We start from the raw sequence: 8,672 nt of genomic DNA on the forward strand, positions 1-8,672 counted from the left end.
CGAAGATGATTCAGCCTTCGTCTATCGACGTGCGCCTGGATAAGTTCTTCCGAGTCTTCAACAACTCCCAATACACGCACATCGATCCGAAGCTGCCACAGGAAGAACTGACTTCCCCACACGAGGTTCCAGAAGGGCAGCCCTTCATTCTTCACCCGGGCGAGTTCGTCCTGGCATCGACCTTGGAGTACTTCACCATTCCGCCGAATTTGGCAGGCCGTCTGGAGGGTAAGTCCTCGCTGGGGCGTCTGGGCTTGGCAACGCACTCGACAGCCGGCTTTATTGACCCAGGATTTTCTGGCCACATCACGCTGGAGCTGTCCAACGTCGCAAACTTGCCCATTGCACTGTGGCCGAACATGAAGGTCGGCCAGCTGGCGTTGTTCAAGATGTCCTCGCCGGCGGAGGTGCCTTACGGTTCCGGCAAGCTCGGTTCGAAGTACCAGGGGCAGCGCGGTCCGACGCCGTCGCGTGCGTACCTCAACTTCCGTGATGAGGAATAAGACTTCGGGACCTCGGGACATAAATGAATTGCGAATAGCCCCGAGTGAATTCTCGGTGAAGAAACAGAAACAATTGTTCGATAAAGAGTTTTCGCAGGTGGAAAGCCTAAAGATGAGCCTTTAGTTCACACCATTTAAGGGCTAAATCGGCTTGAAGGCCTTTTGTCCTTCGACAAATAATAGCCTTTATGCGTATTACGGTTATTGGTACGGGTTACCTCGGTGCCACTCATGCCGCAGCGATGGCGGAGCTGGGTCACGAGGTCCTCGGCGTAGATGTAGATCCCGCCAAGATTGAGGCATTGTCCGCAGGTCGAGTTCCTTTCTTCGAACCCGGTTTGCCCGAACTGCTGAAAAAGCATGTTGAGTCGGGACGGCTACGTTTCACCACTAACTACGACGAGGCCGTTGAATTTGCCAACGTCCACTTCGTGGGCGTGGGCACTCCACAGGTCAAGGGCTCGTACGCAGCTGACGTTCGCTATGTGGATGCCGCTATTACCGAGTTGGCTCAGCGCGTCGTCGGCAAGCACTTGGTGTTTGGTAAGTCCACCGTGCCCGTCGGTACCGCGCCGCGCCTGCAGGAACTGGCTGCGGAGATGATTAGCGAGCGCGCCGCATCCGGCGATGACGAGCTGAAGAACACCAGCCTCGAAATCGCCTGGAACCCGGAGTTCCTGCGCGAGGGCTTCGCTGTGAAGGACACCCTCGAGCCGGACCGCGTGGTCCTGGGCGTGCAGAAGCCGGGCATGATTCTCAATGGTGCAGGCCAGGAAGTGGAATCCATCGCCGAGGAAAACCTGCGCGAATGCTTCGGCCCCATCTTCGAGCGCGAGACGCCGTTCATCGTCGCAGACACCGCAACCGCAGAGCTGGTGAAGGTATCGGCGAACGCCTTCCTCGCTACCAAGATCTCCTTCATCAACGCGGTCTCCGAAATCTGTGAGGTAACGGGCGCGGACATCACCACGATTGCCGACGCCATCGGTATGGATGCCCGCATTGGCCGCCGCTTCCTCAATGCGGGACTGGGCTTCGGCGGCGGTTGCCTGCCGAAGGATATCCGCGCTTTCATGGCTCGCGCCGGTGAGTTGGGAGTTGACCAGGCGTTGACCTTCCTGCGTGAGGTCGATGCAATTAACATGCGTCGCCGTGAAAAGACCGTTGACTTGGTGCGCGGTAGCTTCGGTGGTTCGCTGCTCGGTCACACCGTGACCGTGCTGGGCGCGGCTTTCAAGCCGAACTCTGACGATGTGCGTGACTCCCCGGCACTGTCGATTGCCGGTTCGCTGTCGTTGGCTGGTGCTTCGGTAAGCGTTTACGACCCGCAGGCGATGGAGAACGCCAAGAAGAATTTCCCAACCTTGGAGTACTCGCCGAGTATCGAAGCGGCCCTGGAGGGCTCGGAGATGGTCGTGGTCGCTACCGAGTGGCAGCAGTTCCGCGACATCGACCCGGTGGCTGCGAAGAAGCTGGTCAAGCGGGCAGCGGTTGTGGATGGCCGTAACTGCCTGCCAGCCGACGAGTGGAGTGCCGCCGGCTGGGACATCACCTGCCTCGGTCGCGGCTAAATACTTGCCTCCCGCGAGCGCTTCGGGAACTTCATTCCCTCCGGCGCCACGGTATATGCGGCAATAAAAGTGGTAATTGGCACTGCGAGCACCAAGGCCACAGCGCCGATAATGGAGCGCAGCAGCTCGGTCGCCACCACATCGGAGGTCAACGATTGCATTAGTGGCCGGTCCGAGACACTCAACAGAATCGACAAGGGCAGCGCTGTGCCGAGGTAGGCCAGCACCAGCGTGTAGACCATCGACGCAATGTGGTCACGACCAACACGCATCGCCGAGCGGAAGACCTCCATAGGCCGCGATTTCGGAGCTGCTTCATAGAGCTCCTGGACGGTCGAGGCCTGGGCGATGGTGACGTCGTTAAGCACGCCCAACGCGCCGATAATGAACCCAGCCAGAAGCAGACCCGTGACGGAAACCTCAGGCAGATAGAGCTGAATGAGCAGGTTGTCCTCATTGCCCAAGCCGCGCAGCTGCGAGGTGGAAATCGCAAGGTTAGCCAGCCCAGCCGCCAGCACCATCGTGGTGAGTGTGCCCGCCAGCGCAGAAGCCGACTTCCAGTTGATGCCGTGCACGAGGAAGAGCACCGGGAAGAGAATCGCCGCGCCCGCCGTGATGGACAGCGCCACTGGATCGCCACCGCGGAGCAGCGCCGGAACGAGGAAGCCCATCACAGCGGCCAGTGTGATGCCAAGACCGATGAGGCTCAAGATACCGCGGGTCATACCTACGAGGACGATGAGGAGTACCGCCGCACCGAGCCACAACCAGATCGTCGTGGTGCGGTCCATGTCCAGGAAGGTGTACGTATTGCCAATGCCGGCGGTGTCGACAACGTGCTGCGGTGCCAGGTTTACGACATGCATATCGACGGCAGGAGCGGCAGATACAGGAGCTTCTGGGCCGGGCTCAGGAGCTGGTGGTACTGGTGGTGCTGGTGGTGCTGGTGGTGCATCTTCCGGAGCCGGAGCAGGCTCGGGAGCAGGTGCCGGAGCCGGAGGTGGCTCAGGCGCACCTTCAGGGCCAGGTGCGGGAACAGCCTCGGGAGGTGGCACCATCATCCCTGGGCCCGGTGTAAGACCGTTGTCGGAGGCTTCAGCCGCGTTCGGGCGGTGAATCGCCAGGACGACCTTGTCACCTTCCTTGAGCTCAATTTCGCCGGGTAGCCCGGATGCCTCAAGCAAGGTTTTCTTGCCCTCGTCCGGACCCGAGGTCAGCTCGATAACCGAGAGCTGACACTTCGGCGCAGAGGCATCATCGAGGGGAGCTGCCAGTCCTGGGCGCGGCTGGTCGTCAAACACGCGTCCGTTGTCAGGCGAATTGCAGGCGCCGACGCTGTGCTTTACGACGGTTCCCTTGACCGTCTCCGCAGCTGATGTCTGTGACCGCAGGAAACCCGGCCCAGGACTCGGGGCATCCCCCGATGGCCAGAGTCCAACCAGCGCGAGGAAAGTCGCAATACCTGCAACGGTAAGGACTGTGGCCAGCACGCGACGGGCGGCTGTGGGATTGTGTCGGTTCTTTGCCGGCGTAACCGGTTTTGCTGCGCGTGTTGGCTTTGCGGTTAGCTCTGGTTTTGCTGCGCGTGTTGGCTTTGCAACCGGCGTTGGTTTAGTGGCCGGTTCTCGTTTTGAGGGCGCCCTATTGGCAGCGTTAGCAGCATTGACTGCCCGGAACCGGCTGGTAGCCGCGTCGGTGTTCGGGTTCCTAAGCGCATCGAAATGCGCACCCATGTTGGAACCAGCAGAAACGCGAAAAGGCTGTTGGTTACTAGAGTTCATTGAGTCTTTTGAATGCCTGCCCACCCTTAATAACCTAATCGCTGTGCCAGTCCCGGGAGGGGACGTTCATTCCGGCGTGCCGGAACCTGGTCATCAGCGCTATGGCCCACATATCGATGCAATATTCACTCATCGATGCGCTCCAGTGTGGCCATAAGTGAATAGCGCATCGATATGTGAAAAGGGCAGAACCAGCAGCGTGCGTAACCTTAAACCCTGCTACTGCTTGTAGCTGGCCAGGAAGTTGCCCAGGCGCTCGATGGCTTCCTTCAGATCTCGTGCCCACGGAAGGGTGACAATGCGGAAGTGATCCGGTGTGGGGTAGTTGAAGCCTGAGCCGCCGACCATCAGAATCTTCTCTTCACGCAGGATGTCGAGCATCAGCTTTTCGTCGTCGTGAATTTCGTAGACGTTCGGGTCCAGCTTCGGGAATGCATACATCGCACCCATCGGCTTCACACAGCTCACGCCCGGAATCGAGGTCAGCCCCTCGTAGGCAACATTGCGCTGCTCCAGCAGGCGACCGCCCGGCAGAATCAAGTCCTCGATGGACTGGTAGCCGCCAAGTGCAACCTGAATACCGTGCTGAGCGGGAACATTTGGGCACAGGCGAGTGCTGGCCAACAGGTTGATGCCCTCGATGAAGCCCTCTGCGTGGCGCTTCGGCCCAGTCAGCACCATCCAACCAGCGCGGTAGCCGGCCACGCGGTAGGTCTTGGACAGGCCATTGAAAGTGATACAGAGCAAATCCGGAGCCAGCGACGCAGTGGAAATGTGTTCCGCGTCGTCGTAGAGGATACGGTCGTAGATTTCGTCGGAAAGCAGCAGCAGCGAGTGCTCACGAGCGATATCGACAATGGCCTCTAGCGTCTGGCGCGAGTAGACAGCGCCGGTCGGGTTGTTCGGGTTGATGATGACGATTGCCTTCGTGCGATCGGTCACCTTCGAGCGAATGTCCTCGACATCCGGTGCCCAGTTATTTTCCTCATCGCACGTGTAGTGGACGGCCTTACCGCCGGCGAGGGTGGTTGCCGCAGTCCACAGCGGGTAATCCGGAGCTGGAATGAGGACTTCATCGCCCTCGTTGAGCAGCGCCTGGGTGGTGATGGAAATCAGCTCGGAGACGCCGTTTCCCAGCCAGACATCGTTGACGTCGAAACGAGGGAACTCCGGGTCCATCTCATAGCGCGTGACGACGGCACGGCGTGCCGAGTAAATACCCTTCGACTCGGAGTAGCCCTGTGCGTGGGGGAGGGCGCGGACCATGTCCTGCACGATGGTGTCAGGTGCGTCAAAGCCGAACTTTGCCGGGTTGCCCGTGTTGAGCATCATGATGCGGTGGCCGTCGGCCTCCATCTGCTCGGCGAGGGTGGTCACCGGACCGCGAATGTCGTAGAGGACATTCTGCAGCTTGGAGGATTGGTCCAGCGTCTTCAGCGGAGTGCGGCGAGGTGCCCTGATGTTTCCACGACGGGCGGCAACGCGGGCGGCACGGGACTGCTCGGCCTGAGCGGCCTGCGCAGCCTGTGCGTCCTGTGTCGTCTCGTTGGTGGTTTCGGTGCCCTGGGAAGTGTCTTTACTGGAACTCACCTGTCTAAGCATGCCACCTTTTTGCTTCCACACCATGCTTTTTCTTTTAGTGGGGGCAGATTAAACGTGCATTGAGTGTGCGCTGGGGTGCAGACCGAGTGCGCATTGAGTAGGCGAAAGGTGTCCTGGATAAGCAAAAGTGCCCTGCAAGGGGATGCAGAGCACTGTGGTTTAGTTCTGGCTGTTAGCTACTGACTGCCAGTGATATTGACTGCCAGTTACTGCTTAACCGCGGAGCCGTCGATTTGCAGGGAGATTTCGTTGCCAATCAGGATGCCGCCAGTCTTGATCGGTGCGTTGTACTCAATGCCGAAGTCGGTGCGGTCAATCTGGGCAGTGGCCTCGAATCCAATGCGGGTCTGGCCCCACGGGTCCTCAGCAGAACCGAAGATGTCGACATCCAGGGTGACCGGCTTGGTAACGCCATTCATGGTCAGGTCGCCGGTAACGGTGGCCTTCTCCTCGCTCTGGAGCTCAATTGCGGTGGAGACGAACTCGAGGGTCGGGTTCTCGTTGGTGCCGAAGAAGTCCTTCGAGCGCAGGTGGTTGTCGCGCTCCTCATTGTTGGTGTTGATGGAGTTCGCCTGGATGGTTGCCTTGACTGTGGATGCCTCCGGCTTGTCAGCATCGAAGGTGATAGCAGTCTCGAACTCGTCGAACTGGCCGTGGCCCTTGGTAATCATTGCGTGGCGAACGTTGAAGCCAACGGTGGAGTGCTGAGTATCAAGAACGTAGTTGCCAGACTGAAGAGCCATGGTGAATCTCCTAAAAGTTAAAAGTGTTGCGAATGGTTTGTGTTGCGAATGGTTTGAAGCATTTTGTCCGCCGGAACCAACTTCCGGTGTTGACGTGTCAACTATAACTAGAGTTGTGGTGACATGTCAACAATTAATGCCTAATATGGAGACATGCAATTCGGAATTTTCACCATTGGCGACGTAACAAAAGACCCCACGACCGGACAGATTCCCACCGAGCACGAGCGCATTAAGGCAACTATCGCGCTAGCGAAGAAGGCCGAAGAGGTCGGCCTCGATGTATTTGCTACCGGCCAGCACCACAATCCACCGTTTGTGGCCCCGGCGAACCCGCCAATCTTGTTAGCCAACCTCGCAGCGCAGACCGAGAATCTGATTCTGTCGACCTCGACGACGCTTATTACCACCACTGACCCTGTGCGCATCGCCGAGGATTACGCCTACCTCCAGCACCTTTCCGAAGGTCGTATGGACCTTATGATGGGCCGCGGTAACACCGGTCCGGTCTACCCGTGGTTTGGCAAAGATATCCGCAAGGGTATCCCGCTAGCCATCGAGAATTACCACCTGCTGCGTACTCTCTGGCGTGAAGAGAACGTGGATTGGCAAGGTCAATTCCGCACTCCGCTGCAGTCCTTTACATCCACTCCGCGCCCGCTCGACGGTGTGGCTCCCTTCGCGTGGCACGGCTCGATTCGGTCTACCGAGATTGCTGAGCAGGCCGCTTTCTACGGTGACGGCTTCTTCCACAATCACATTTTCTGGAATATTGAGCACACCACTGCGATGGTCACCCTCTACCGCCAGCGCTTTGAGCACTACGGACACGGCGCTGCTGACCAGGCAATTGTGGGGCTTGGCGGGCAGGTCTTCGCCGCTGAGACAGAAAAGAAGGCCAAGGAAATTTTCCGCCCATACTTCGACAACGCACCGGTTTACGGACATGGGCCATCGTTGGAGGAATTTGAGCACATTACTCCACTGACCGTCGGCACGCCTGAGCAAATCATCGAGCGTTACCTGGGTTACGCGGATGCCGTGGGTGACTACCAGCGCCAGCTATTCCTCCTCGACCATGCCGGTTTGCCGCTGGAAATGGCGTTGGAGCAGATTGAAATCCTCGGAACCGAAATCGTTCCGGTCCTGCGTGAAGAATTCGAGCGCCGCCGTCCGGCACACGTGCCCTCCGACCCGCCGACGCACGCCTCGCTCGTCGCCGAAGGCACAGATTCCCCGCACCTGCTGGTCCGCCCGGCGGAAAGGAATCAGCAGTGAGAAAGCTCGTCGTAGTAAGCGCTGGGCTTTCCGACCCATCAACCACGCGCATCCTCGCCGATCGCATCGCGGAAGCTGTTGACGTGCAGGTTTCCAAGCGTGGCGAGGGGCTCCAAATTGAGTACGTTGAGCTGCGCGAACTCGCTGTCAGCCTCGGTACTGTGATGTCCACAGGGCTTTACGACGAAAAGTTGCGCACCGCCCTCGATACTGTCAGCGGTGCTGATGGCTTGATTGCCGCGACCCCAGTGTTCGCGGCGTCCTACTCGGGGCTGTTCAAGATGTTCTTTGATGCCCTGGATAAGGATGCGTTGACCTCCATGCCTGTCATCATTGCCGCGACCGTCGGTACGCCGCGACATTCGTTGGTGCTGGAGTATGCGATGCGTCCGCTGTTTAGCTACTTGCGTGCCACCGTTATGTCGACCGCTGTGTTTGCAGCTACTGAGGACTTTGGCTCTGGCGGAGCATCCGGCGCGGAGATGCATAACCGCGTCGTGCGCGCAGCCCGTGAGCTCGCCGAGTACCTTGTCGATGTCCGCTCAGCCGTAGTGGGATTTGGCCCAGATTTTGGGGCGAACGCTGCAGAAGGCGATGCGGCGCATTCAGCGGAAGTGGCAGATGGGACCAGTCAGAGTGCCGACAAGCCCAATTATCGGCGCAGTACGAACACCCAGGTAGACACCAATGTGACAGACTTCGCGACACTTTTAGAAGGTCTCGACGGCTCTGCGAAGTAGCTGCTGACGCCGCTGTTGATGCCAAGACGCGGCCGTCGTAAAGCATAAAAAATCCGCCCGGAGAAAATCTCCTGGGCGGATTCTTGTTTACTCAGCGAGTGCTACTTGCGTCGCGCCGAGCCTGGCAGCGGAACTCCGTGCTGGTTGCGCGGAAGGTTCTTAGCGCTTGACGACGGTGCCTGCGTCTCCTCTGCAGGAGCCTCAGCGGCCTGCTCGGTGGAGGTGGCCTCTTCCGTCGACTGCTCTTCGGTAACCTGTGGCTGCTCCGGAGCCTGCTCTGCCGCTGGCTGAGCAGGTGCCTCCTGAGCCTCGGTTTCCTCGGCTGCCGGGGCCGGAGCGCTAGCAGCTGGCTTGGCCTTGCGAGCGCCACCCGGAATTGGAGCGCCCCTGCGCGCGCCACCCGGAACTGGCGCGCCGGATGCGGTCTTCGGCTGCTCAGCTGCTGGCTGCTCGG

The 8,672-nt window shown here is 59.3% G+C and carries 7 protein-coding genes and 1 pseudogene; 4 read left to right on the forward strand and 4 right to left on the reverse strand.

Annotated elements, in window-relative coordinates; genetic code table 11:
• Window positions 1-503: dCTP deaminase (gene dcd, locus Q0U90_RS11175; protein WP_297455106.1), on the forward strand; the 503-nt coding region annotated here is incomplete at its 5' end.
• A gap of 188 nt (window positions 504-691) precedes the next feature.
• A complete protein-coding gene (locus Q0U90_RS11180) occupies window positions 692-2,074 on the forward strand; it encodes a UDP-glucose/GDP-mannose dehydrogenase family protein (RefSeq protein WP_297455110.1) in 1,383 nt (460 codons plus the stop codon).
• On the opposite strand, the gene Q0U90_RS11185 is transcribed toward Q0U90_RS11180, so the two are convergent.
• The 3 genes from Q0U90_RS11185 to Q0U90_RS11195 all read right to left on the reverse strand — a co-directional run bounded on the left by Q0U90_RS11185 (window position 2,071) and on the right by Q0U90_RS11195 (window position 6,200).
• The gene (locus Q0U90_RS11185) at window positions 2,071-3,855 is read right to left on the reverse strand and encodes a YibE/F family protein (RefSeq protein WP_366516654.1); all 1,785 of its coding nucleotides are present in this window, start codon (window positions 3,853-3,855) and stop codon (window positions 2,071-2,073) included. The two genes, Q0U90_RS11180 and Q0U90_RS11185, sit on opposite strands and share 4 nt — an antisense overlap.
• 219 nt (window positions 3,856-4,074) lie before the next feature.
• Window positions 4,075-5,316, reverse strand: coding sequence for a pyridoxal phosphate-dependent aminotransferase (locus Q0U90_RS11190; RefSeq protein ID WP_297455124.1), 1,242 nt, complete (start codon window positions 5,314-5,316; stop codon window positions 4,075-4,077).
• A gap of 347 nt (window positions 5,317-5,663) precedes the next feature.
• Window positions 5,664-6,200 (reverse strand): YceI family protein, encoded by a 537-nt coding sequence (locus Q0U90_RS11195; RefSeq protein WP_297455113.1) that lies wholly within the window; start codon window positions 6,198-6,200, stop codon window positions 5,664-5,666.
• Window positions 6,201-6,353: 153 nt separating this feature from the next.
• Between Q0U90_RS11195 and Q0U90_RS11200 the strand changes: the two genes are divergently transcribed.
• A complete protein-coding gene (locus Q0U90_RS11200; protein ID WP_297455116.1) occupies window positions 6,354-7,478 on the forward strand; it encodes a CE1758 family FMN-dependent luciferase-like monooxygenase in 1,125 nt (374 codons plus the stop codon).
• Complete coding sequence (locus Q0U90_RS11205; RefSeq protein ID WP_297455118.1) at window positions 7,475-8,218, forward strand: FMN reductase; 744 nt, start codon at window positions 7,475-7,477, stop codon at window positions 8,216-8,218. Before Q0U90_RS11200 ends, Q0U90_RS11205 begins: the two co-directional genes overlap by 4 nt.
• 101 nt (window positions 8,219-8,319) lie before the next feature.
• Here Q0U90_RS11205 and Q0U90_RS11210 read toward each other — a convergent pair.
• Window positions 8,320-8,672 (reverse strand): annotated as a pseudogene (locus tag Q0U90_RS11210) (Fe-S oxidoreductase); the annotation flags it as partial.

This window comes from uncultured Corynebacterium sp. (genome assembly GCF_946998835.1).
GTDB lineage: Bacteria > Actinomycetota > Actinomycetes > Mycobacteriales > Mycobacteriaceae > Corynebacterium.